Origin of the sequence: Corallococcus sp. AS-1-6, from assembly GCF_020037015.1 — a bacterium.
GTDB lineage: Bacteria > Myxococcota > Myxococcia > Myxococcales > Myxococcaceae > Corallococcus.
In genome coordinates this window covers 276101-299916 of the sequence record NZ_JAIQDE010000004.1, presented here as the reverse complement: position 1 = coordinate 299916, position 23816 = coordinate 276101, and the positions used below count along the sequence as shown (strand labels likewise).

18 protein-coding genes are annotated in these 23816 nt (G+C 69.7%); 8 read left to right on the top strand and 10 right to left on the bottom strand.

Translation table 11 applies throughout. The features are described from left to right. Positions 1 to 77: 77 nt before the first annotated feature. Together K8612_RS08280 and K8612_RS08275 are read left to right on the top strand one after the other, a co-directional pair. Complete coding sequence (locus K8612_RS08280; protein WP_223761890.1) at positions 78 to 1661, top strand: amidohydrolase family protein; 1584 nt, start codon at positions 78 to 80, stop codon at positions 1659 to 1661. Next, positions 1658 to 3001 carry a hypothetical protein gene (locus K8612_RS08275; protein WP_223761889.1) on the top strand — a complete coding sequence of 448 codons (1344 nt, stop codon included), beginning with the start codon at positions 1658 to 1660 and terminating at the stop codon, positions 2999 to 3001. The genes K8612_RS08280 and K8612_RS08275 overlap by 4 nt, the downstream gene beginning before the upstream one ends. 12 nt (positions 3002 to 3013) lie before the next feature. Here the strand turns inward: K8612_RS08275 and K8612_RS08270 are convergent, their stop codons facing one another. From K8612_RS08270 to K8612_RS08245, 6 genes are all read right to left on the bottom strand, one after another. Beyond that, a complete protein-coding gene (locus K8612_RS08270; RefSeq protein WP_223761888.1) occupies positions 3014 to 3301 on the bottom strand; it encodes a J domain-containing protein in 288 nt (95 codons plus the stop codon). Between the two features lie 115 nt (positions 3302 to 3416). Then, positions 3417 to 3962 carry an ester cyclase gene (locus K8612_RS08265; protein WP_223761887.1) on the bottom strand — a complete coding sequence of 182 codons (546 nt, stop codon included), beginning with the start codon at positions 3960 to 3962 and terminating at the stop codon, positions 3417 to 3419. 99 nt (positions 3963 to 4061) lie between these two features. Beyond that, positions 4062 to 8426 (bottom strand): S8 family serine peptidase, encoded by a 4365-nt coding sequence (locus tag K8612_RS08260; protein WP_223761886.1) that lies wholly within the window; start codon positions 8424 to 8426, stop codon positions 4062 to 4064. 241 nt (positions 8427 to 8667) lie between these two features. Beyond that, on the bottom strand, positions 8668 to 9588 hold the full coding sequence (locus K8612_RS08255; protein ID WP_223738741.1) for a Xaa-Pro aminopeptidase: 921 nt from the start codon (positions 9586 to 9588) through the stop codon (positions 8668 to 8670). A gap of 103 nt (positions 9589 to 9691) precedes the next feature. Continuing rightward, positions 9692 to 10477: a LytTR family DNA-binding domain-containing protein gene (locus tag K8612_RS08250; RefSeq protein ID WP_223761885.1), complete on the bottom strand. Its 786-nt coding sequence runs from the start codon at positions 10475 to 10477 to the stop codon at positions 9692 to 9694. Next, positions 10474 to 11526 (bottom strand): sensor histidine kinase, encoded by a 1053-nt coding sequence (locus tag K8612_RS08245; protein WP_223761884.1) that lies wholly within the window; start codon positions 11524 to 11526, stop codon positions 10474 to 10476. The genes K8612_RS08250 and K8612_RS08245 overlap by 4 nt, the downstream gene beginning before the upstream one ends. A gap of 38 nt (positions 11527 to 11564) precedes the next feature. Between K8612_RS08245 and K8612_RS08240 the strand changes: the two genes are divergently transcribed. Next, on the top strand, positions 11565 to 12629 hold the full coding sequence (locus K8612_RS08240) for a hypothetical protein (protein WP_223738738.1): 1065 nt from the start codon (positions 11565 to 11567) through the stop codon (positions 12627 to 12629). Between the two features lie 22 nt (positions 12630 to 12651). Here the strand turns inward: K8612_RS08240 and K8612_RS08235 are convergent, their stop codons facing one another. Both K8612_RS08235 and K8612_RS08230 read right to left on the bottom strand, forming a co-directional pair. Further along, positions 12652 to 14100, bottom strand: a complete 1449-nt coding sequence (locus tag K8612_RS08235) for an aldehyde dehydrogenase family protein (protein WP_223761883.1) — start codon at positions 14098 to 14100, stop codon at positions 12652 to 12654. Positions 14101 to 14133: 33 nt separating this feature from the next. Next, positions 14134 to 15765 (bottom strand): acetolactate synthase large subunit, encoded by a 1632-nt coding sequence (locus tag K8612_RS08230; RefSeq protein WP_223761882.1) that lies wholly within the window; start codon positions 15763 to 15765, stop codon positions 14134 to 14136. Positions 15766 to 15867: 102 nt separating this feature from the next. On the opposite strand from K8612_RS08230, the gene K8612_RS08225 reads away from it, so the two are divergent. Together K8612_RS08225 and K8612_RS08220 are read left to right on the top strand one after the other, a co-directional pair. Next, positions 15868 to 16752: a LysR substrate-binding domain-containing protein gene (locus K8612_RS08225; RefSeq protein WP_223761881.1), complete on the top strand. Its 885-nt coding sequence runs from the start codon at positions 15868 to 15870 to the stop codon at positions 16750 to 16752. 269 nt (positions 16753 to 17021) lie between these two features. Then, entirely contained in the window at positions 17022 to 17507 is a 486-nt protein-coding gene (locus tag K8612_RS08220) for a hypothetical protein (RefSeq protein ID WP_223761880.1), read from the top strand. Positions 17508 to 17538: 31 nt separating this feature from the next. Here K8612_RS08220 and K8612_RS08215 read toward each other — a convergent pair whose 3' ends face one another. Next, positions 17539 to 17949 (bottom strand): MAPEG family protein, encoded by a 411-nt coding sequence (locus tag K8612_RS08215; RefSeq protein WP_223761879.1) that lies wholly within the window; start codon positions 17947 to 17949, stop codon positions 17539 to 17541. Between the two features lie 121 nt (positions 17950 to 18070). Here K8612_RS08215 and K8612_RS08210 point away from each other — a divergent pair, with 121 nt between their 5' ends. Then, a complete protein-coding gene (locus K8612_RS08210; protein WP_223761878.1) occupies positions 18071 to 18661 on the top strand; it encodes a biotin transporter BioY in 591 nt (196 codons plus the stop codon). A gap of 22 nt (positions 18662 to 18683) precedes the next feature. Here K8612_RS08210 and K8612_RS08205 read toward each other — a convergent pair whose 3' ends face one another. Then, positions 18684 to 19595 (bottom strand): LysR substrate-binding domain-containing protein, encoded by a 912-nt coding sequence (locus tag K8612_RS08205; protein ID WP_223761877.1) that lies wholly within the window; start codon positions 19593 to 19595, stop codon positions 18684 to 18686. A gap of 114 nt (positions 19596 to 19709) precedes the next feature. Here K8612_RS08205 and K8612_RS08200 point away from each other — a divergent pair, with 114 nt between their 5' ends. Both K8612_RS08200 and K8612_RS08195 read left to right on the top strand, forming a co-directional pair. Beyond that, the gene (locus tag K8612_RS08200) at positions 19710 to 21650 is read left to right on the top strand and encodes a M61 family metallopeptidase (protein WP_223761876.1); all 1941 of its coding nucleotides are present in this window, start codon (positions 19710 to 19712) and stop codon (positions 21648 to 21650) included. Positions 21651 to 21928: 278 nt separating this feature from the next. Continuing rightward, complete coding sequence (locus tag K8612_RS08195; RefSeq protein ID WP_223761875.1) at positions 21929 to 23803, top strand: SBBP repeat-containing protein; 1875 nt, start codon at positions 21929 to 21931, stop codon at positions 23801 to 23803. Positions 23804 to 23816 lie beyond the last annotated feature (13 nt).

The window sequence follows — 23816 nt, the reverse complement described above, 5'->3', positions numbered from 1 at the left end:
GGCGCCTCCCTCCCCCACCCTGCCCCGCCCATCCCTAACTTCAAATCCTGAGGTTCTTTCGCCACGGGAGGCGAGCCATGAACACAGGAGCATCCGAGCCCACCGAGGGCATCCCCCGCTACGTGCTGGAAGGCCGGGTGGTGACGCTCGACTCCCGGGACGAGGTGCTGGAACGGGGGCGCGTCCTCGTCCAAGGCAACCACATCGTCGCGGTCGAGCCTTCGGGCGGCCCGCTCCCCGAGGCCTTCCGGAAAGCCCCCAGAATCGACACTGGTGGGACGCTGTATCCGGGGCTCATCGACCTGCACAACCACTTCGTCTACGACGTGCTGACGCTGTGGCAGGTGCCGAAGCGCTACCTCAATCGCACCCAGTGGCCGCGCCACGCGGACTACGCCACGCGCATCTCCCTGCCGATCCGCACGCTCGCGGGCCATGCCCCTTCGGCGCGCGCCGTCGTCCGCTACATCGAAGCCAAGGCGCTGCTGGCGGGCACGACCACCGGCCAGGGCATCCGGACCCGCGTGTCCGGCGGAGAAGCCCTCTTCCGGGGCGCCATGCGCAACGTGGAGGAGCCTCGCGACGCCCAACTGCCCGCGGGCAGCACCCGCGTGATGGACCTGCACGACAACGCCGAGGACATCGAATCCTTCCGCGACGCCCTGAAGTCCCGCGCCGCGTACTTCTACCACCTGGGCGAAGGCGTGGATGACTACGCCCACCGCTGCTACGTCGAACTCGCCGTTCACGACCTCGTCCAGCCTTCACTGATTGGCATCCACAGTCTGGGTTTACAGCGCCCGGACCTGGACCGGATGGCCGCCATGGGCGCCAAGGTCGTGTGGTCTCCCTTCAGCAACCTGCTGCTGTATGGACAGACATTGAACGTCGCGGACCTGCTCGGCGCGGGCGTGACGTTCTCCCTGGGCTGTGATTGGTCCCCCACCGGCAGCAAGAACCTCCTCCAGGAGCTGAAGGTCGCCCGCCACGAAGCGGCGCGACAGGGCGTGTCCCTGTCCTCCAAGGCCCTGGTGCGCTCGGTGACGGCGGACGCCGCCCGCGTCACCGGCTGGCAGACCCAGTTGGGCACGCTCCAGGCCAACGCCCTCGCGGACCTGCTGGTCATCGCGGGCACCGGCGGCGACCCCTATGACGCGTTGATCTCCGCCACGGAGAAGGCGGTGCGCCTCGTCATCGTGGATGGCGTTGCCCGCTTCGGAGACCGCGCGCTGATGGAGCCGCTCGCCTTCGACCCGGGCCATCCCGCCGAGCCCTGGACCCTCGACGGCGTCGAGAAGGCCTTCTCCCTGTGGACGGGCGACTCCCCCCTCAACGACCTGGGCTTCGAAGCGGCGCGCGACCTCCTGGAAGAGGCCATGGCGGACCTGCCTGACTTCCGGCGGCGGATGGAGCGTGAGGAGCGCCAGCAACTGCGCCCCGGTGCCCCCAGGCCCTTCGAGCTCGTGCTCGACAATGAGCCGCAGGACGTCTTCGCCGCCGGCCCCGAAGCCTCCACGTTCGTCTCCGACCTGGACCGGTTGGCCGGACGGATCGTGCTCGACGCGCCCACCGTGGGCGGGCCGGACTACTGGGAGCTCGTGTCGGCGCAGCCCAATCTGGATGACACGCTGAAACAACAACTGAGGTCGGACTACGCGTGAAGCAGGTCCGGGGCGGGGCCTGCGGAGGTGACGACGACACCCCGTCCCCGGACGGAGGGACGCAGCCGGACGCGGGGACGCCCCCGGATGCCGGCACGAAGCTGCCCGCGGAGGAGGGCCGGGCGCTGGCGGTGGCCAATGGCGGACTCATCGTGGTGGGCTCCACCGAGGCGAACCTGGCGACCACGGGCGTGGACCTGCTCGTGCGGCGCTACACCGCGTCGGGCGAGGTGGACACGTCGTTCGGAACGCAGGGCTCCGTGGTGCTCGACTTCGAAGGCCCGGCCAAGGGCCCCATCTCCGGGCAGCGGGAGCAGGACGACCGCGCGGACACGGTGGCGGTGCTCGCGGACGGCAGCATCCTGGTCGCGGGCTTCGCCCGGGGCGGCAGCAAGACGGACTCGCGCGACTTCGCGGTGGTGAAGCTCCAGCCCAACGGCCAGTTGGACACCGGCTTCAACAAGACGGGCAAGTCCCGGCTGCACTTCGGCGAGGAGGGCTCGGTCAACTTCGTGGGCACCGTCCGCGGCATCCTGCCCCTGCCGGACGGCCGCTTCTACGTCGGCGGCTTCCTGACCAAGTCCGACGGGCTGGACGAGGACTTCGCGCTGATCCGCTACAACGCGGACGGCTCGCTCGACACGACGTTCAAATCCGCGGGCAGCCCGTCCGGTAGCTGGATTGGCGGCGCGTACACGGATGCCGAAGCCGTGCAGGGCATGGTGCTCCAGGGCTCCAACGTCGTCCTGGCCGGGGGCGACCACTTCGCGGCCGTGCGCATCACCTCCAGCGGCAGCCAGGACCTGAGCTTCGGGACGTCCGGCATCGCGAAGAGCGAGGGCGGCCAGGCCCACGCCCTGGTGGCGCGCCCCAACGGCGGCCTGCTGCTCGCGGGTGAACGGCAGGACGTGAAGGTTGGCGGTGAAGCGCACGGCGTGCTCAAGCTCGTGGCGTACACGGCGGATGGCAAGCCGGACGTCACCTTCGGCCCCGCGGGCGTGCGGGAGCTCACCGCGCCCGCGGGCGTGCTCGACGTGGTGGACGTCAGCGGGCTTCGCATCCAGGCGGATGGGAAGATCCTCGTCTTCGCGGACGTGTACGCGAAGCCCGTGCTCTTCCGGCTGCTGGCCAACGGGGACCTGGACACGTCCTTCGGAACGGACGGCATGGTGCGCTGGCCGGAGACGCAACTGGCGGTGCCGCGGTTCATCCGCTCCACCACCGGACCGAAGCTGGCCATCCTGGGCGACCGGGCCTTCGTCACGGACGCGAACGTCTTCTCGCCCGGGTACTTCCCCAGCGAGAACGCATCCGTGCTGCTCAAGAGCACGGGGCTGTAGTCCCAAGGGCAATCAGTGCATTCGCACCTTCACGCTCATGCGGCCCCGGGGGATGTTCAGCTCGCACCTGGGCGCCGGGGCCGGAGAGGCCTCCGCGCGCTTCCTGGCGTCGTAGCGCTGGCGCCTCGCCGCGTCGCCCAGCTCGTCGTAGGCGGCCTGGATCCGGAGGAAGTGTTCCGTGGACTCCGGCCGCGGGTCGCTGTCCGGGTGGTAACGCCGCACCTGCCGCAGGTAGGCGCACCGGATGTCGTGTGCGTCCGCTGTCATCGCCACGCCAAGCACCGCGTACAGGTCCGCCATGCACCGGAACCTGGAAACGGCGCGCGCTCGGGCAAATGGGCCGGGAGGCGCAAGCGTCCGTCCGCGGATGACACCACGAGGGCGACCCCCACGAAGCGGCTGGCGACGGCCTGCGTCAGTCGGTGAAGACGGGCGGGGTCGTCTGGGTGAGGATGGGCACGGGCTTGTCGCCAGACATCGCCAGCAGCCCCTTGAGGCACCGCGCGGCGAGCAGCCAGTTCCTCGGGTTCTTCATGTCGAGCCCGCCGACGAGCTGTTTGAGGATGCTGAGCGTGTCGAAGTAGACGCGCTCGCACACCAGCGTCTCCGTCGCGTCGAAGATGAAGTACGCCGACATGCGCACCCGGAACGTGTTGCCCGTGGCGGGAATCCGCCCCAGCGGCCCCCGGTGGGTGCCCATGAGCCAGAACTCCACGATGACGGCGTCATCGCTGTGCCGCAGCGAGATGATCTCGTGGTGCTGATCCGGAAACGCCACGCGGGTGTCGCGGTAGTAGTCGCGCACCGCGCTGCTGCCGTCATGCACCGTCAGGGTGGGGATGAGCTCGTAATGCGGATGCGGGAAGGTCGACAGGACCGCGTCCCAGTCCTGCTTCACCTCGTCGTGGAAATGGGCCAGCACCAGCTTCTGTCGTGCCTTGCGGACCTGCTCCGTGAGCATGCATGTCTCTTTCGTTGGGGCCGGACCCGGTCACCCGGGTCCGGCCGGTCGGGAGAATGCCTGCCGTGCCACGGCACGGGAAGTCACGAAGCCGGGTGCCTAGCGATCCGGGCGCTGCGTCACCCGGATGGCATTGATGAGCGGCACCCCGTAGCCCTCACGCGGGATCAGCCGGAGGTTGAGCTGGCCTTCGGTGACGGTGAGGAAGAAGCTGTGATCATCCGCCGTTAGTTGCCCCACCTCGTTGGCGATGTCATGCGCCGGCAGCACCAACTGGGTCTCCGCCACCACGTCGTAGACCCGCTTCAGGCGCGGCTGGTCCTGGATCTCCGCGAAGCGCAGCTCCAACTGGTAGACACCCTCGGGGAGGTTGTCGAAGCGGTACTCGACGAAGCCCCGCCGCCCCCGCTGGTAGAGCGGATCCTCCACCGTTCCGGCGATGGGCCGGTTCGTCGCGACCCGATCCGAAGGCTCCAGGTACCCCCAGCCGCCCTGGCTGTAGCGCTGGTCCGCGGCCCACGTGTCCCCGATGCGGTCGACATACCTAGCGCCGCCCGAGTTCACCGCCTGCTGGTAGGCCGGGACGATGAGGCTGACACGGGTCTGCAGCAGCGGCTGCCGCCCGCTGTTGCTCCGGATGAACACCGTGGCCTGGTAGACGCCCGGCGCCAGCCCGGTCGTGTCGACCGTGACCGTGACCTCCTGGCTCTGCCCGGGGGCCAGGGTGCCCCGCCGCGGCCGCTCCGAAAGCCAGGGCACGTCCGTGAACGTCGGCACGCCGCTCTCGAGCAGATACACCTGCCGGTTGCTCTGGGCCAACGTCCACAGGTTGCCGTTCTCATCCATCTCCAGACCGGCGCCGCTGTAGCCCGGGCTCGGGTGCGCCAGCGTGTTCAGCACGGTGCAGGTGGCGGGGTTGAGCTCGTAGAGCGTGTCCGTGGGGCTGTTGGTCGCCGCCCAGAGCACGCCGAACGAACCGTTCCAGGCCAGACCGGAGATGGCGCCGTCAGGAGGGCTGCACTGACCAATCACCGCGCCCCGGTCCGGATGGGAGAGGCCCTGGACGTGGTAGATGATGCCTTCGTTCCAGCCGCCCACGTAGAAGGTGTCGTCATCCGGGCGGTAGGCCAACCCCCGCTGGGAGGTGCCCGTCCACGCGAACGGGCCCGTGATGGAGTCCACCTCCTCACCCGTGAGCGGGTTCCAGCAGTGGATGCCATTGTCCCCGCCCACGGCCACCTGGCACATCAGCCCCCGGCCTGCGTCGTAGGCCATGTCCGCGGGCCACTCGCCCGACCAGGGCGCCGCCCAGGCCCGCCCCGTGGCCGCACCCGCCACGGTGAACTCGTGGTTGAAGCGCTGGGCCGCGTCTGAAACCCAGACATTCCCCGTGTAGCCCACGCCCCAGGGCACGTCGAGCCCCGTGGCGGGCCAGCTCCTCAGCACGTCCCCGGCGAGGCTCGCGGCCCAGCCAGGCGTGGCGGAGAGGCCCATCATCCGCCGCGCGGTGTGGCCGTTCGGTTCGGCCTTCGCGTCGCGGGCCCTCGCGTGCAGCGGCGTGGGCCGCATCTGCTGGCCTCCCCCCTCGGCCAGCTCCCACCGCAGCGGGGCCGAGCCGGTGTTGCTCAGCGTCAGCGTGCGGACCCGCCGCTGCCCCTGCGGGACGATGAGCTCCAGCACCGAGGGCGAGACCACGGCGCGGGCGGTGCGCAACGTCCAGTCGCGGGTCACGACCTCGTCATCCACCGACAGCCTGACGCCTCCCGACTTCGTCTCATAGTTGACCGCGGACACCACGAGCCCATACGTCCCGAGCGGCAACTGCATGTGGTAGCGGCCCTGCGCGTTCGTCGTGGTGCTCCGGAAGACGCTGCCCCCCACCAGGGCGCGCACGGTGGCGTCGGCGACAGGCAGCCCGTCATTCGCGTTCGTCACCACGCCCTGGACGATGCCGCTGGGCGGCAGGTCGAAGAGGATGGCGCGCTCCGCGCTCACGGCGGGCGTGTTGAACGACGTCATGAGCGCGACGGTGCCGGACGCGTTCTCGATGCCCACCGTCGCGGAATCCCCCCGCTCCAGCGAGCTGTCGCCGATGTCCCGGTACTGCAGGAGCACCTCCCCGGTCTCGGAGAGCACGACCTCGAAGCTCACGCGCGAGGTCTGGTCCTGGAGGAAGGCGACGTTGCGCCACTCGATGACGAACTGCCGGTTGGGCGCCACGCCCCGCGTGAGGGTCCGGACGCTGGCCTCCGAGTCCACGTAGAGGTCATCCCAGAACGGATAGATGGCCGCGTTGGGAGGCGCGACGTCCGGCAGCGGGGTGTTGCTGTAGTACGCGTTGTGCTCGAGGAAGTTCAGCACGCCGTTGGTCGAGACGAAGACGCGCTCGTACGTCTCTCCATAGAAGGTGAACGGGAAGGGAAGCGGCAGTTCCAGGGAGGCGTCGTCCCCCGACAGCGGGATGACCGTGGTGGCGTCGACATAGCTGGGGCCCTGGAGACGGCAGAAGTAGCCGAACGCGTCCGTCCGGCCGCTCAGCGCGAAGTCCACCGTCTCGTCGCCGTCCACGGTCACCGTGCGCGTCAGCGGCTCGAAGCACCCGCCCGCCTCCACGCGGATGTCATACGTGCCCTCCGGCACCTGCTCGAACCGGTAGCGGCCATCCGCGCCGGTGATGGCGGGCGGCAGCGGCGTCTCCAGCACGGTGACCGTGGCGCCGACCACTGGGGTCCCCGCCGGGTCCGTGACGAGGCCCGCGACGGCGTGCGAGGGCACCTGGGCCAGGGAGAAGTCCTGGGTGACGGTGCCGCCCTCGGTGACCACGACCCCTGCCACGGTGACCGTCGCACGGCCGAACAGCGCGGCGGACACCGTGTAGGTCCCCACGGGGAGCACCAGGGAGTAGCGCCCCACCTCATCCGTGATCGTCGTCCTCTCGCTCGTCCCCGTCACGTCGATGCGGCCCCCTGGGAGCGCGGCGCCCGTCTCCGGGGCGGTGACGACGCCCGAGAGCAGCCCCGTCGGTCCACGCGGAGAGAGCTCGACGGCGCGGAAGGCATCCAGGGTTCCTTCGCCCCAGACGTTGTTGTCGCCGGGCGTCCCGCCGCAACTGAGGTCTTCCCGGTCCACCGCGGACGCGTCGAGCAGCGAGCGGGTGGCGGCCACGTCTCCCATCAGCGAGGGGGCCGCCGACCACATCAGGGCGACCGTGGCGGCGACGTGGGGCGCGGCCATGGAGGTGCCGCTCCAGGACTCATAACCGCCCCCTGGCACGCTGCTGCGCACGCTCACGCCCGGCGCCGCGACGTCCGGCTTGGTGCCGCCGAACGAGGAGGGCCCACGGCTGGAGAACGTCGCGATGACGTCATTGATGTCGAACGCGCCCACGCTGTAGGACTCCGGATAGGCGCCGGGGATCTCCGAGGTGCCGCAGCCCGACTCGCCATCATTGCCATTGGAGAAGACGGGAAAGATGCCGGAGGCGATCCAGGCCTGCACGATGGGCTGGAAGACGGGATCCGTGGGACCGTCTCCCCAGGAGTTGTTGATGACCTGGGGCCGCAGCTCCGGGCGCGGGTTGTTGCCGGCCAGGTCCGTGGGCGCCAGCATCCACTGCCCGGCGGCCAGCAACGCCGACGTCGAGCAGCCCAGATCCTCACAGCCCTTCGCGGTCATCCACCGGACGCCCGGCGCCACGCCAATCTGGTTTTGCCCCGGGTTGCCGTCGTCACCCACCATGGTGCCCATCGTGTGCGTGCCGTGCCCCACGTTGTCACAAGGCACCAGCGACGGGCTGCCGCACACCTGGGACGGATCGAACCAGTTGTAGTTGTGGTCCACGGTGCCGTCCGGCTGAAGTCCCCGGTACTGGCGGGCCAGCGCGGGGTGGTCGAACTGGGCGCCGGTGTCGATGCTGCCCACGGTGATGCCCTCGCCGCGGGTCCCCAGGGACGCCCAGACCTCCGGGGCCCGGACCCTGGCGATGTTCCACTCGATCGCGCTGGGGTGGACCGTGGGGCCGGTGATGGGTTTGGGAATCTGGAACCGCACGTCCCGCATCACCCGCTCGACGTCGGGGTGCCGGGCCAGCTCCTTGGTGGTGGTGGCGTCCGCGTCCACCCGGATGGCGTTGATGATCCAGGCGGACTGGTACTTCAGTCCGCGGCGGGTCAGCTCGTTGCGCAGGTTCGTCTGGCTGTTCTGGGCCACTGTCTGCAATTGCTGGGTGACGAAGCGGCCCCGGGCGGCCCAGTCCTTGATGCCGTGGGCCGCGCTCAGGTCCGCCTTGCTCCGGAGCACCAGCCAGACCGCGCTGCGTTGGCCCGCGGGAGGCTCATGGGCGGACGCCACGGCTGGCGGTGTGGTGGATGAAGGGCCCGCGGCGAGCAGCGGCACCGAGGCGAGCACGGCCAGGGCAAGCGCGAGCGCACCCCAGCCCTTGGGGTGTCGAATGAAGGCATTCATGCGAACTCCTCCGTCGGAGCCCCACAGGCAGGGCGATCCGGAGCGTCTGGATTGACGACGCCGTGATTCGCATGGACAAACGCCGCTCGACATCGCGCATTGGCCGGGCGGCGGGGCAGTCTGGCGAACAGTCCTGCACGCCCTATGGGATTGCCGGGGCAATGGAGCGCGCTTTTTCTCATTGCCCGCGACAATCCATTCTCGAAGTCCGACGGTGGCGGGCTCCCGGTCCAGCGGGCCGTCAGCGCCAGAGGCAGCGCGTGTCCAGGTGGTAGAAGTCCGAGGGCACGAACGGGTCCCACGTCTGCCGCACGAAGTAGAGCTGGCTCAGGTCGCGGCTCAGCGTGGGGTGGAACTCGTCCTTCTCCGTGTTCACGCCAGGCCCCAGGTTGGCGGCGGGCGTCCACGTGCCCGCGACGTTGAAGCTCACGTACAGGTCCCCCAGCCCGTAGCCCCCGGGGCGGTTGAGCGAGGCGAAGACGAGCACCCGTCCGTCCGGGGACACCCAGGGGTTGTATTCCCACGTGTCAGCGGTGTTCACCGCGGGGCCCAGGTTCTCCGGCGCGGTGTAGTGAGCGCCCTGGCGCCGGACGCGATACAGCTCGAAGTCCGTGTCGAACGTGCCGCTCGCGAAGTAGACCGTCCCGTCGCGCGTCACGCTGGGGTACAGCTCCTCCCTCGGTGAGTTCACGAGCGGACCCAGGTGCTCGGGCGTTCCCCAGCCGTCGCGGACGCGGTGCACGACCCAGAGGTCGGTGTCCGGGCGCTCGGCGCCTCCGCTCACGGGGCGGGTGGAGGAGAAGAAGAGGGACTGCCCATCCGGAGAGAGGAACGGATCCGAGTCCCGGTACGTGCCCGAGAACGACACCACCTCCCCGGGCCCCCAGTGGCCGTTCTTCAGGCGCGTCACGTGGATGGCCTGGTACGGCGGCGTGTCCGAGTCGACGTGGTAGTACGCCGTCTTCCCATCCGGGGAGAGCGCGAGCCGGTACTCCGAGCGCTCCTCCAGCGAAATCTCCCCCGGCGCGAAGAGGCTGCCCCCCGGCTCGCACCGGGGCTGCGACCCGAACGCGAGCTCCGGCTCCTGGGCACTCGCGGAACCCGACACCGCGGAGACGGCGAGGAGGACGTTCATCGACCACTGCCTGGCGAAACGACGCATGTGCATCTCCTTTGTTGAAGCCACCGTCGCCCGGCGGCGGCGAAGGGGTCCAAGGAGATGTGACGAACCGTGGAGGGTCAGGGACGAACGGTGGAAGGCGGCCTCACGTCGACAGCTCCAGCGCGCGTTGCACCTGCGCGCGGTAGCTGCGGCCCGACGTCAGCCGCGTGCCATCCCGCAGGACGAACACGTACTCACCGGGGGGAAGCGGCTCCACCTCCTCGATGCGGTCCAACCGCACGATGAACGAGCGGTGCGCGCGCAGGAACTGCCCGGGGTCGAGCTTCTCCTCCAGCGCCGCCATCGTCTCGCGCGTGAGGTGCGACTGCTTTCCCACGTGCACGGCGACGTAGTTCCCCTCCGCCGTCAGGTAGTCGATGTCCTCCACCGGGAGGAAGCGCATGCGCCACCCCACCCGGGCCACGAGCCGCGTCACGTAGCGCGCGGGCGCGGCCGAGGGACGGGCGGCGAGCGACTCGAGCCGTTCGAGCAGCGCCGCGTCCAGGGAGGACGGCCCGGTCCGCCGCCGGTCGCGCGCGCGCTCCAGGCTCGCGCGGAAGCGCTCGCGGTCGAAGGGCTTGAGCAGGTAGTCGAGCGCGTTGGCGTCGAACGCCTGCACCGCGAAGTCCCGGTGGGCCGTCACGAAGATGACCGCGGGCGCGGGGCCGGGGGCCAGCGCCCGGAGGACGCCGAAGCCGTCCGTGCCGGGCATCTCCACGTCCAGCAGCACGAGGTCCGGACGCTCGGCCCCGATGGCCGCGATGGCTTCATGGCCATTGCGGCACTCCCCCACCAGGTGCATGTCCGGGGCCTCCGCCAGCAGGTCCTTCAGGCGCTGACGGGCGAGCGGCTCGTCGTCGACGATGAGCACGCGCATGGCGGCGCTCATGGGGAGGGCTCCGTGCGGAAGGGAATGGCGAGCGCCACCGTGGTGCCGCCGCCCACCGCGTCCCGGAGCTCCAGCCGGTGGGCGCCGCCATACAACTGCACCAGGCGCTCGCGGGTGATGCGCAGCCCCCGTCCGCCGCGCACGCCCTGGGAGATGTCCGCCGGGCGCTCCTTGAGGCCGACGCCGTCGTCGCGGACCTCCAGGTGGAGCTCGGGCCCCTGACGCCGCGCGACCAGCGTCACCGTCCCTGGCTCCGACCCCGGAGCGATTCCATGCTGGATGGCGTTCTCCACGAGCGGCTGGAGCACCAGATGCGGGACGTGGGCCCCGAGCGCGTCCCGCGCGATGTCGTGCTTCACCGTGAGCCGGTCCGCGAAGCGCACCCCCTGGATGTCCAGGTAGGGCTGTAGCGCTCGCAGCTCCTCCTGGAGCGACACCTCCTCCGTGCCCGCGGCGTCGAGCGTGCCGCGGAGCAGGTCGCTCAGCCGCGCGATCATCCGCTCGCTCCCGTGCGGGTCGCAGTGCACGAGCGCGGAGATGGAGTTCAGCGTGTTGAAGAGGAAGTGGGGGTGGAGCTGCGCCTTGAGCGCGTGCAACTGCGCTCGGGCCAACTGGGTGTCCCGCAGGTGGAGCAGGTCCGCGTAGTGGACGGCGTGCGCCACGCCGAGCACGGTCAGATAGACGAACGGGTTGGAGAGCAGCGCGTGCTGGAGCACGTCCAGGAAGGGAGGACGCTGCGCGTACCAGCCGACCCAGGGGTCCAGGGAGAAGATCAACGCCGCGCGGATGAACGAGACGGCGAGCGCTCCGGCCACGTGGAGCGCGACCCGCGACGTCGCCCGCCGCCGCTCCAGCGGGAAGCGCAGCCCGAATTCGAGGATGGCGATGCTGAGGGGCACCCAGAGGAGGTGCGCCACCATCGACGTGAGCAGCGCATGTCCCCATTCCATCCCACCCACGGAGTGGGATTCGCTCGCGGCCGCCAGGCCGGCCAGCGTCCAGTAGGCGGATGCGACGGCCCATCCCTGCCAGGTTCCGCGACGTGCCATGACGTCGCACTCTACGCCTGGATTATGGTCGGAGCGCCATGTCGATCCTCTACGCGGTGCCTCCCATCGGCAACTCGACCAACGCCCAGAAGGGCCCGACGTGCTGGTACTACGCGGCCAAGATGGTGGCCCGCTGCCATGAGCCATGGCCTCCCCCCGGCCAGAAGTGGATCTCCCTCATCCGGAAGATCAGCACCTTCATCGCCGCCAACAACCAGAACCTGAACAACCTGGGCGATCAGGATCTGTTGCTCGCGCACAAGAACTTCATGGGCTCGTCGATGAACAAGGACAAGGTGCAGGTCAACCCTGCGCTGAGCCAGACGGGGTTCAAGGCGCTGGAGCCCACCTACAAGTGGGATCTCCTGCCGGACTCCCTGTTCAACCCCACGAATGCGAAGCTGGTGCCAACACCCAGCTTCATCCGGCAGCAGGACCTGCCCTTGCCCTCCGGCATCAAGGGCTCCCTCAGCCAGCTTGAAGGCAGGCAGTTCGACGGACTGGACGAAGTCCTCCAGGTCCTGACCGGGCAGCATGACGAAAAGGACATCCGCTTCTACCGCAGCCAGATTGAAAGCAGCTTCGTCGCGACCAAGAAGCACAGCACCCAGGAAGTCGAGGCGTCACTGCAACAATTCATGGAATGGAAGAAGCAGGGTTTCGCTCGCGGCTATCTGCTGACGATGCTGGGCTTCAAGGGTCTGGACAAGCTGACGACGATGTCGATTCTGGGCAGCACCAGCAAACTCGACGTCTTCATGAAGGAGCACGGCCCGCTCTGGTGTGGCTCTCCGCTCAGCATGGGAGCGATCGACAGCACCACGGTACACAACTACACGGGCTCGGTCGGGTTCGCCGCCTACAAGTGCCCGTTGGTCTCGACGACGGGTGCGGCCACGCACGCCATCGCCCTGTGCGGCGTCAGCGTCAAGAAGGACTGCATCTACTACCGCGATCCCAACTTCAGCAGTCACGTCTTCTTCACGGACTTCAATGCGTTCGCGTCTGCCTTCGGGTCGGTCCTCAAGGATCCGAACGTCGGCCTGATGTATTACGTGAAGAACGCCAACGGAGGGACCCAATGCCAGAAGCTGGAGAACTGAGTTCATAGCAGGACGACAGCCTTCAAAAGCCGGTGGGACTGTGCTGACGCAGCACCAGCAGCCGCACCTCCGTCATGTCCTCGATGGCGTACTTCACGCCCTCGCGGCCCAGCCCGGAGCCCTTCACGCCGCCGTAGGGCATGGTGTCCACCCGGAAGCTGGGCACGTCTCCAACGACGACCCCACCCACCTCCAGTTCATCCCAGGCCCGCATCGCCTGGGACAGGTCCTGGGTGAAGAGGCCCGCCTGCAATCCGTAACGGCTGTCATTCACCCGGTGCAATGCCTCGTCGAAGTCGTGGAACGGCTGGAGCAGCACCACCGGGCCGAAGGCCTCCTCCGCGCACAGCGCCGCGTCCTCCGGCACGCCCTCCAGCACGGTGGCTTCGAGCAGCGCGCCGCGCCGCCCTCCTCCCGTCAACACCCGGGCCCCCCGCTCCACGGCCTGTTGAATCCAGCCCTCCAGCCGCCGCGCCGCGGGCTCGTCAATCAGCGGCCCCAGCGTGGTGGCTTCATCCCGGGGATTGCCCGCGCGCAGGGCCTTCGCCCTCGTGACGAGCCGCTCCTTCAGCGCGTCGTAAACCGACTCGTGCGCGAGCACGCGCTGCACCGAGATGCAGCTCTGCCCCGCCTGGAAGAAGGCTCCCTGGGTGATGCGGTCCGCGACGAAGTCCAGGCGCCCGGCCTGGTCCGCGTCCACCACGCAGGCCGCGTTGCCGCCCAGCTCCAGCACCACCTTCTTGCGGCCCGCGCGGGCCTTCAAATCCCAGCCCACCCTCTCCGAGCCGGTGAACGACAACAGCTTCAGCCGGTCGTCCTCGATGAACGGCCCCACGTCCTCCAGCCGCGTGGGCAGCACGGAGAAGGCGCCTTCGGGCAGCGCCGTCTCCGCGAGCACCTCCGCCATGAGCAGCGCGCTCACCGGCGTGCGGTCCGATGGCTTGAGGATGAAGGGGCAGCCCGCGGCGATGGCGGGCGCCACCTTGTGCGCCACCAGGTTGAACGGGAAATTGAACGGCGTGATGAACGAGCACGGCCCCACCGGCACGCGCTGGGTGAAGCCCCGGTAGCCCGCCGTACGCGGTGACACCTCCAGGTTGAGGACCTCGCCGCCGCCGCGCACCGCCTCCTCCGCCGCCGCCTTGAAGGTCTCGATGAGCCGGGTGACCTCCGCCCGCGCGTCGCGCAGCGGCTTGCCTGCCTCGATGCAGAGGGCGAGCGCGAACTCCTCTGCCCGCTCCTGGAAGCGGCGCACGCAGTGCTCCAGCACCTGCTGCCGGGCATACGGCGCAAGCTTGCGCATGGGCCCCGTCGCGCGCACCGCCGCGGCGATGGCCTCCTCCACGGCGGCCGCGTCCGCGACGGCCACTCGCGTGACGACCTCCCCTGTGTACTTGTCGGTGACGGGCAGCTCCGCGTTGGACTGCTGGGGCCGGTTGGCCAGGTAGTACGGGTAGCGCTCAGCCAGCATGGCGTTCCTCTCTTTCACGTGTGTGCCCATGGCTCACGACTCCACCAGGGGACCGGCACCGAGCGCCCGCGCGGTGTCCGTGTAGTCGATGGGCAGGTCGATGACGTGCACGCCGCCCGACTCCAGGCAGCGCGTGAGCGTGGCGCCGAACTCGGTGGCGCTCGCCGGACGGTGGCCTCGTGCGCCGTAGGCCTCCGCGTAGCGGACGAAGTCCGGGTTGCCCAACGTCATCCCGAAGTCCGGCAGGCCCATCTCCTCCTGCTTCCAGCGGATCATCCCGTAGCCGTCGTCGCGCACGACGATGACCGTCAGGTCCAGCCTCAGGCGCACCGCCGTCTCCAGCTCCTGCGAGTTCATCATGAACCCGCCGTCACCGCAGACGGCCACCACCTTGCGCCGGGGATGCACCAGCTTCGCGGCGATGGCGGACGGCAGGCCCGCGCCCATCGTCGCGAGCGCGTTATCGAGCAAGAGCGTGTTGGGCCGGCGGCAGCGGTAGTAGCGGGCGAACCACAGCTTGTACATGCCGTTGTCCAGGCACACGACGCCGTCCTCCGGCATGGCGCGGCGCACCTCCGCGACCAGCCGCGCGGGGTAGATGGGGAAGCGGTCGTCCGCGGCGCCGCTGACGAACTGCGCGTCGAGCCCCGCACGCGACTTCTCGAAGGGCGTGAAGTCCCAATGCGAGCGCGGGCCCACGCCCTCCGCGATGCGCCACACGGCGTTCGCCAGGTCTCCCGTCACCTGCACCTGCGGGAAGTACACGGGGTCGACCTCCGCCGAGGAGAAGTTCAGGTGGATGACCGTGCGGCGGCCGTCGCGCATGACGAACGGCGGCTTCTCGATGACGTCATGGCCTACGTTGAGGATGCAGTCCGAGGCCTCGATGGCGCGGTGGACGAAGTCGCCGTCCGACAGCGCGGCGGTGCCCATCCACAGCGGATGGGTTTCATCCACCACGCCCTTGCCCATCTGCGTGCTGAAGAAGGGCAGGCCCACGCGGTCCACGAAGGCGCGGAGCATCTCCGACGTCAGCTTGCGGTTCGCCCCCGCGCCAATCATCAACAGCGGACGGCGGGCCGACGCGAGCGCCTCCACCGCCTGGGCAATGGACGCCTCGTCCGCCACCGGCCTGCGCGCGACGCCCGGCGACAGGGGCAGGGCCTCGGAGGACTCGCGCGCCACGTCCTCGGGCAGCTCCAGGTGGGTGGCGCCGGGGCGCTCCTCCTCCGCGCGGCGGAAGGCCTCACGCACCGCCGAGGGCACGTGCTCCGCGGAGACGAGCGTGCGGGTCGACTTGGTGAGCGGCCGCATCATCCCGACGACGTCGACGATCTGGAAGTGCCCCTGCTTGCTCACCTTGATGGGCTTCTGGCCGGTGAGCATCACCATGGGCATGGCGCCAAGCTGCGCGTACGCGGCCGCGGTGACGAGGTTGGTGGCCCCAGGCCCCAGCGTCGCCAGACACACGCCCGCGCGCCCGGTGAGCCGTCCCTGCGTGGCGGCCATGAACCCGGCCGCCTGCTCGTGCCGTGTGACGACCAGCCGCATGCCGGCGGTGCGCATGGACTCCAGCAGGTCCAGGTTCTCCTCGCCGGGGAGTCCGTAGACGCAGCGCACGCCCTCCGCTTCGAGCGCCTTCACGAACAGATCCGATGCCTTCATGGGGTGCCCCTCCTTCGGTGACGAGGAAGATGTACCCGGGGGCCTCGATTCGTACATTCGTCTGTTTTCATCGAGCCGATAGATGCCGTCTATGATGGCTCCATGGAGCTTCGACACCTGCGCTACTTCTCCGCCGTCGCGGACGCGCTGCACTTCGGGCGCGCCGCGCGGCGGTTGCACGTCTCCCAGCCCACGCTGTCGCATCAAATCCACCAGTTGGAGGAGGAGGTCGGCACCCCGCTCTTCGAGAGGGCTCGCACCGGGGTGCGCCTCACGCAGGCCGGGGAGCTGTTCCGCACCTATGCCTCCCGCGCGCTGGAGGACGTGAACGCGGGCCTGTCCGCGGTGGGCGCGCTGCGCGGACTCGCCACGGGGGCGCTGCGCGTGGGCTATCCCCCGAGCATGCGCGGCCTGGTGGTGCCGGCGCTGGCGGCGGTGCTGCGCAGACACCCCGGGCTGGCGCTGAGCGCGCAGGAGGCCGTGGTCCGGAAGCTGGAGCGGCAGCTCACGGACGGCAAGCTGGACGTGGGACTGGGCTATGCGCCCGCGCGGCTGGCGGACCTGGACGCGGAGCCCGTCTTCGACAGCCGGCTCGCGCTCGTCGTCGGACGAGGCCATGCGCTGGCGGGCGCGGAGTCCGTGGGGGTGAAGCTGCTCGCGGAGGAGCCTTTCGCGCTCCTGTCACGCGGCCTGCGGGTGCGCGCCCGCGTGGACGCGCACTTCGCGGCGATGCGGTTCGCGCCTCGCATCGCGCTCGAGTCGAACGCGGTGGCCACCGTGCTGGCCATCGTCCGCGCGGGCCTCGCCGTCACGGTGCTTCCGGAGCCGAGGCTCGCGGACGCGGAGCGGCTGGTGGTGAAGCGGCTGTCTCCGGCGCCCCGCTCGGAGCTGGCGGCGCTCCTCTGGCGCAAGGGCGCCCCGCGCACGCCCGCGGCGGAGCTGTTCGCGGCGGAGGTCCGGGCGCGGGCAAGGGAAGACGTGGGTTAGGACCGCCCCCTCTCATCTCATTCATTGGGAGACTGGGAATACAGAGAATCCATACTATCCACAAATGACCCGTGTCGTGGCCGGCTGGGGCAATGGCTGTCATTGCCAGGGAGAGGCACTCTTCAGTTCAAGGCGGACCTTGCCATCCGTGTCCGTCCGGCTGGATTTCCCCATGCGGGGGAGGCGGCCTTCCTGTCCTGGATGGCGGCGTGCCCAGGTGAACCATGTCGAACATCGGCAAATCCCTTGTGGGTGTGGCCTCGTGTGCGTTGTTCCTCGGTGCTTGCGGTCCTCTTCCGGAGGGTGAGGAGCTTGACGGCTCCGTTCCCGGAGAGGCCGAGGTCCTGGACGACAGCCAGTCCGAGGAGCCCCGGCGCGTGGAGGCGCAGACGCTCGCGGGAGACCTGGGGAGCGCCATGGGCGCCCCGGTCGCGACCTATCCCACGAGCTGCACGGCGAGCAATCAGTGGGCGACCACGTGCCGCTCGGGGTCGTCGCGAGACGTCTCCTGGGTGTGGAGGGTCCCCGAGACGGCGACGTATTCGTTCAGCACGAGGAACTCCAACTTCGACACCATCATGGAGATCCGGAACTACAAGGCCACGAACGAGGTCCTGAAGTGCAACGATGACACGGGCGACCTCTTGACGTCCGGCATCACCCTCACGCTCATCAAGGGCACCCAGTTGCTCATCATCGTCGAGGGCTACGGGGGTGAGTGCGGCAACGTCCACCTGAACATCGTCAAGCGGTAGCCCCTGAAGCTCGCGCCCTGGGGATGCTGCTTCAGCCCCAGGGCCGCAGCCAGAGCACCCACCCCGCCAGCCCCAGTTGCACGACGAGGGTCAGCACGGCGCCGACCGCCTGGATGGGGCTCGCGCGGAGCATTCCGAAGGCGTGCCCCAGGCGTGCCACGAGCAGCGCGCCGCCGAAGACATGGAGCGCCGTCGAGTTCCCGCCGCTCAGCTCCGCCAGCAGCAGCAGGATGAGCGCCAGGGGGACCTGCTCGATGTTGTTGCCATGCGCGCGGATGGCGGCGCTCAGGCCGGCATGTCCGCCGTCGCCCCGGAACACCTTGTGCTGGGTGCGGACCCGGCTGACGTTGGCGGAGAGCGCCAGCGTGAGGAAGGCGTTGAGCGCGGCGTAGAGCGAAGTCACCGGGACCAGGGAGAGCGTGCCGAGCAGGGGATTCGTCAAAGCGAAGGCCTCCGACCACGAGAAGACCGGGACGGTAGCCGGTTCATGACGCCCGCGCGCGTCCCATGCACCGCGCGGGAAGCCTTGCACCCCGGTGCGTCCTCACCGAGCATCGCGCCCCGTGTCTCCCCTGCCCTCTTCGTCCGCCAGCGTCCTGGCCGACCGCTTCGCGCGAACGCGCGTCCAGGAGGGCGCGCTCGTCCTGGGCGCGGCGCTCTTCACCGCGCTGCTGGCCCAGGTCGCCCTCTCCGTGCCGGGCTCACCGGTGCCGGTCACGGGACAGACGCTCGCGGTCGTCCTCACGGCGGCGGCGCTCGGACCCGGGCGGGGCGTGGCCGCGCAGGCCGCCTATCTCCTGCTGGGCGCGGTGGGCCTGCCCTTCTTCGCGAAGGGCGCCAGCGGCTGGGGCGCGCTCACCGGGCCTACCGGTGGCTTCCTGGTGGGCTTCCTCCCCGCCGCGTTCCTCGTGGGCCTCGCCGCGCGCCACGGATACGACCGGCGGTGGTGGACGGCGGCTCCGCTCTTCCTCGCGGGCCAGCTCCTGGTCCTGACCCTGGGCGTGTGCTGGCTCCAGGTGAAGGCCGGGCTCGACTTCGCCACGGCCTTCCAGAAGGGCTTCCTCCCGTTCATCCCGGGAGGTCTGCTCAAGGCGGTCGTCGCGGGACTGCTCATGCCCCTCGCCTGGAGATACCTCCGGCCTCGCGCGGCCTGAAGCAGCGCGGACGGGCTGGGCGTCAGCGTGCGCCGCGCGGCCGTGACCGCCGGGGTGTCGTCAGCTCCTGCGCGAGCGCTTCCCGCAGGATGCCCGCGAGCTGGGCCACGGTCTCGCTCGGCTCCCGTTCGGCCCTGAGCAGGTGCACCGGAATGCTCCCGAGCGCGGGCAGGCCCGCGGGGCCGGGCTCCAGCACGGCCAGCGTCTTCGGCAGGCCGAAGGCCGTCCGCAGCGTCACGCCCAGCCCCGCCTCGGCCGCGGCCCAGAGGCCCGCGAGGCTCGGGCTCGCGAAGGCGATCCGCCAGGCGAGCCCCTTCCGGTCCAAGGCGGTCGTGCAGGCCTCCCGGAAGATGCATGGCGCTTCGAAGGCGATGAGCGGCAGCGGCTGGCCGCGACTCCCCGTGCCCTGCCAGCCAGGCGGGCCAATCCACACGAGCGGCAGCTCGGCGACGCGCTCACTGCATCCCCGCGCGCCACTGCTCCAGGCGAGCGCGAGGTCCAGCTTGCCCGTCATGACGTGGTTGACGAGGTGGGCGTTGCGCTCGGTGCGCACCTCGATGCGCACCGCCGGATGGGCGCGCGCGAAGGCGCTGAGCACCCGGGGCAGCCAGGTCTCAGCGAAGTCCTGCGGCAATCCCAGACGGACCTCGCCCTCCAACTCGCTGCCTCGCAAGCTGGCCACGGTCTGATCATTCAATTCGAGGATCCGCCGCGCGTGGCCCAGCAGCGCCTCCCCCGCCCCGGTCAGGACCAGGCCTCTTCCGGAGCGCTCGACCAGCGCGCGGCCCACCTGTTCCTCCAGCTTGCGCAGTTGGGAGCTCACCGCTGACGGCGAACGGCCCACCCGTGCGGCGGCCCGGGCGAAGCTGCCCAGCTCGAAGGCGGTCACGAACGTCCGCAAGACATCCATGTCCAGGTTGATCCGGGGAAGCATCGTTCGATTTCCTCGAACCCAGGCTTCCAGACTTCGGGTTTTTCGGCAAGGCGCGTCCGGGATACGACGCCGGTCATGCCGGCCTCTCCCGCCCCTCCTCGAAGCGTCAGGGTCATGCCATTCGTTGTCACCGCGGTGGCCGTCTGGATGGTTTCAGCGGCGGCGCACGCGCAGGCCCCTTCCGCATCCCAGTCCTGGCCGCTGCCCCAACCCGCGCCCATGCCGCCGCCCATCGAGGCGCCGCGAGACACGCCCTTCCCCGGCACCATCCGACTGCGCGTCGATGCCACCGACACGGCGCGCGGTCTCTTCCGCGTCACGGAAACCCTCCCGGTCATGCCCGGGAGGCGGTTGACGCTGCTCTTTCCGCAATGGCTTCCAGGGGACCACGGGCCCACCGGGCAGTTGGACGGACTCGCGGGGCTGAAGGTCCAGGCCGGGAAGCGAGTCATTGCGTGGACCCGCGACGCCGTCCAGGTCGCGGCATTCCATATCGACGTCCCCGCCGGCGTGACGTCCATCGACGTGCTCTTCCAGTTCCTTGGCGCCACCGAGCCGCGCGTGGGCCCGGTGGTGGCCACGTCCACGATGCTGGACCTGCAATGGCACAACCTGGTGCTGTATCCCGCGGGCCATTACGCCCGGCGCATCACCTACCAGGCCAGCGTGAAGCTGCCGCCCTCCTGGGAGTTCGCCTCGCCGCTGACCGTCGCAAAACGGAACGGCGATGAGGTCTGGTTCCAGCCGGTGACGCTGGACACGCTGGTCGACTCACCCGTGATTGCCGGCCGCGCCTTCAAACGCATCCTGTTGAGCGAGGACCCCGTCCCGGTCCACGCGAACATCGTCGCCGACGACGCCGCGAGCCTCGAACCGCCTCCCGGCTTCGTCCATGGCTACCAGGCGCTGGTGCAACAGGCCTACCGGCTCTTCGGCTCGCGGCATTATGACCATTACGACCTGATGGTCTGGATGGCGGACGGCTTCGGCCCCAGCTACTTCGAACACCTCCGCGCGGGCGAGAACGCCCTGCCCGCCGACTTCTTCACGACCTGGAAGGACCGGCCCGAGCAACGGGGCCGGCTGGCGCATGGGTTCGCCCATTCGTGGAACGGCGTGTTCCGCCGCCCGGCGGAGATGTGGACGCCAGACTTCAACACGCCGGAGCGAGATTCGCTGCTCTGGGTGTTCGAGGGCTTGACCTATTACTGGCAGGACGTGCTCACCACCCGGGCGGGTTTGTGGACGCGGGAGGACGCGCTCGATGACCTGGCCGCGACCGCGGCGGCCATGGCCAGCCGTCCCGGCCGGCGCTGGCGCCCGCTCCGGGACGTGACGAACGACGCCATCGTGCAGCGACGCAAGGCGCTCTCCTGGAGGGGCTGGCAGCGCGACATGTTCGATGCGTACTCCGAGGGCCAGTTGATCTGGCTGGAGGCCGACACGCTCATCCGGGAGCGCAGTGGCGGCCGTAGGTCGCTGGATGACTTCGCTCGCGCGTTCTTCGGCGTGCGCCCGGGCAGCCAGGGAACGATGACGTACACGCTGGAAGACATCGTCACCACGCTCAATGACATCCTCCCCCATGACTGGTCAGGCTTCTTCCGCTCCCGGATTGAAGAGACGCACGACGCCCCACCCCTGGGGGGAATCACCCGAGGCGGCTACGCGCTCACCTGGAGCGACCAACCCACGGATGCCGTCCGGCGCGCCGAAGCGGCGAGCGGGAACGTGGACCTCAGCGACTCCCTCGGCATGACGCTCGCGAAGGACGGAAAGGTGCTCCGGGTGGAGTGGGAGAGGCCGGCCTTCGAGGTGGGCCTGCTGCCGGGCGCGGTGGTGACGGCCGTGAACGGGAGCCCCTACGACGCGCAACGGCTGAAGGACGCCGTCAAGGCCACCGCGCGCCAGGAGCCCTTGCGGCTCTCCTGGCGGCAGGGCACGGCCACGCGCTCCGCCCTCATTCCCTGGCATGAAGGCTTGCGCTATCCCCGGCTGCGGCGGGTCGAGGGCACACCGGCGCTCTTGGATGAAATCCTGGCGCCGCGCGACTGACTCCCAGGCCATCCCGCCGCCCGCCGGGGAAGCCATCCGGGGCGAGGGCATCCCGGGGAGGTCTGCTCAAGGCCGCCATCGCGGGTGTGCTCGTGCCCCTCGCTTGGAAGTCCTCGCGGTCTCGCGGGGCCTGACGAAGCCCGAGGGCTTCATCCCGGCTCCGGGCGGTTTCGTCCCGCGCTCCGGAGGTCTCGTCACATAACGCCCGGGCGTCCCAGCGCACGCCGGTATCTCCCCTTGCGCCGTGCGGCGGTCCGCACGGGTCCCAAGGAGACACCGTGAACATCCTCAACACCCTTCGAAGCACCCTTCTCACGGGCGCGCTGGTCCTGGCGTCCACTCCGGGTTGTCAGGGGGAAGCGCCGCCCGACACCGTGCCCATCGTGTCCGAGACCGACACGGGCACCGTCGAGCAGGGGCTCACCTGCGTCAACGCGATGCCCGTCATGACGGGCTCGACGACCCCCGCCGGCGTCGTCACGCGCTCCAGTGCGTACAGCGCGGAGTACGAGGCCTGGAAGGCCTTCGACGCCGCCTCCTCCACGTCGATGTGGATCTCCGCGCGGGGCAACACGCCCGCGTGGATCGGCTACGAGATGCCCACGAACCCCGTGACCATCCATCGCTATGCCATCGTCTTCAACAACGGCTCGACCCTCACCTCGCGCGCCCCGAAGAACTGGACGCTGCAGGCCTGGAACGGCTTGACCTGGGAGGCCATCGATACCCGCACCAACCAGACGAACTGGGCCGGCTACGAGCGGCGTGAGTTCACGCTCGCCGCCCCCGCGACGAACCTCTACTTCCGGCTGAACGTGACGGACGACAACGACGCTCGCGCGGGCATCGAGGTCGTCTCCATCCGCCAGTTGGAGCTGATCCACTGCGCGAACACCGTCCCCTACACCCCCGTCACCGCGCTCTGGACGCGGAGCGCGGGCGCCGCGGGGACCTGGGCCCAGGTGCAGGGAATGGCCGGAGACCCGGCCGGACGCTCCTACGCCGCGGGCATCACGACGGGCGGACTGCTGGGCAACCCGATGGTGGGCCTGATGGACGCCTTCCTCCACGCGCGTGACTGGAACGGCAACGTCCTGTGGTCGAAGCAGATCGGCGTCCCGGGGGGTGTCACCCTGGGTTACGACATCGCGCGCAACAGCACCTGGGAGGAGATGTTCGTGGCGGGCTTCACGAGCGGGTCGCTGGATGGCGCGCCGCTCGTGGGCGAGCGGGATGCCTTCCTGACGAAGTACCGCTACACCGGCGTCCGTCAGTGGACCCGGCAGGTCGGCGCTCCGGGCGTCCTCACGGAGGGCTACGGCACCGCGGTGGATGGAGCCGGCAACTCCTTCCTGGCCGGCACCGCCAATGGCGGCGTGGATGGGAACACGCGCATCGGAACCTTCGACGCCTTCGTCACCAAGTTCGACGCCACGGGCGTCAAGCAGTGGACCCGCCAGTTGGGCAAGGCGGGCGCGAGCACGAACGGGCGCAGGGCCGCGGCCGATGCTTCGGGCAACGTCTACGTCTCCGGGTGGACCCAGGCAGGGCTGGATGGGAACACCCTCACGGGCGACCAGGACGCCTTCATCGTCAAGTACGACGCCGCGGGCGTGAAGCAGTGGACCCGGCAGCTCGGCTCCCCGGGGAACATGGTCTGGCTGTATGGCTCCGCGACCGATGCCGCGGGCAATGTCTATCTGGCGGGCTACAGCGACGGCGGGCTGGGTGGGAACCCGAACGGCACGGCCGGCATGGATGCCTACCTGGCCAAGTACGACAGCGCGGGCACGCTGCTGTGGACCCGGGAGATCGGCTCCAATAGCTGGGTCTGGGGCACCCGGATCTTCATCGACGACACGGGGGTGTACCTGACCGGCCATGGACAGGGGGACGTGGGCAATCCCACCAACACCCTGTCCAGCGTGGCGCACGGATTCGTCGCGAAGTTCGACACGGCGGGCACCCGGCTGTGGGTGGTGCAGCAGAACGCGGCGACGAACGCGGGGGCCGCGGCGCCCGCCTACAGCAACGGGCTGAACCTGGACGGAGACGGGAACCTCTACCTGGGCGGCTACTTCACCGGCGTCCTCGACGGCAACGCGTCCGCCGGTGACCCGGGCACGTTCGTGTCGAAGCTCCCGGCGCAGTAGTCCCTGGGGGGTG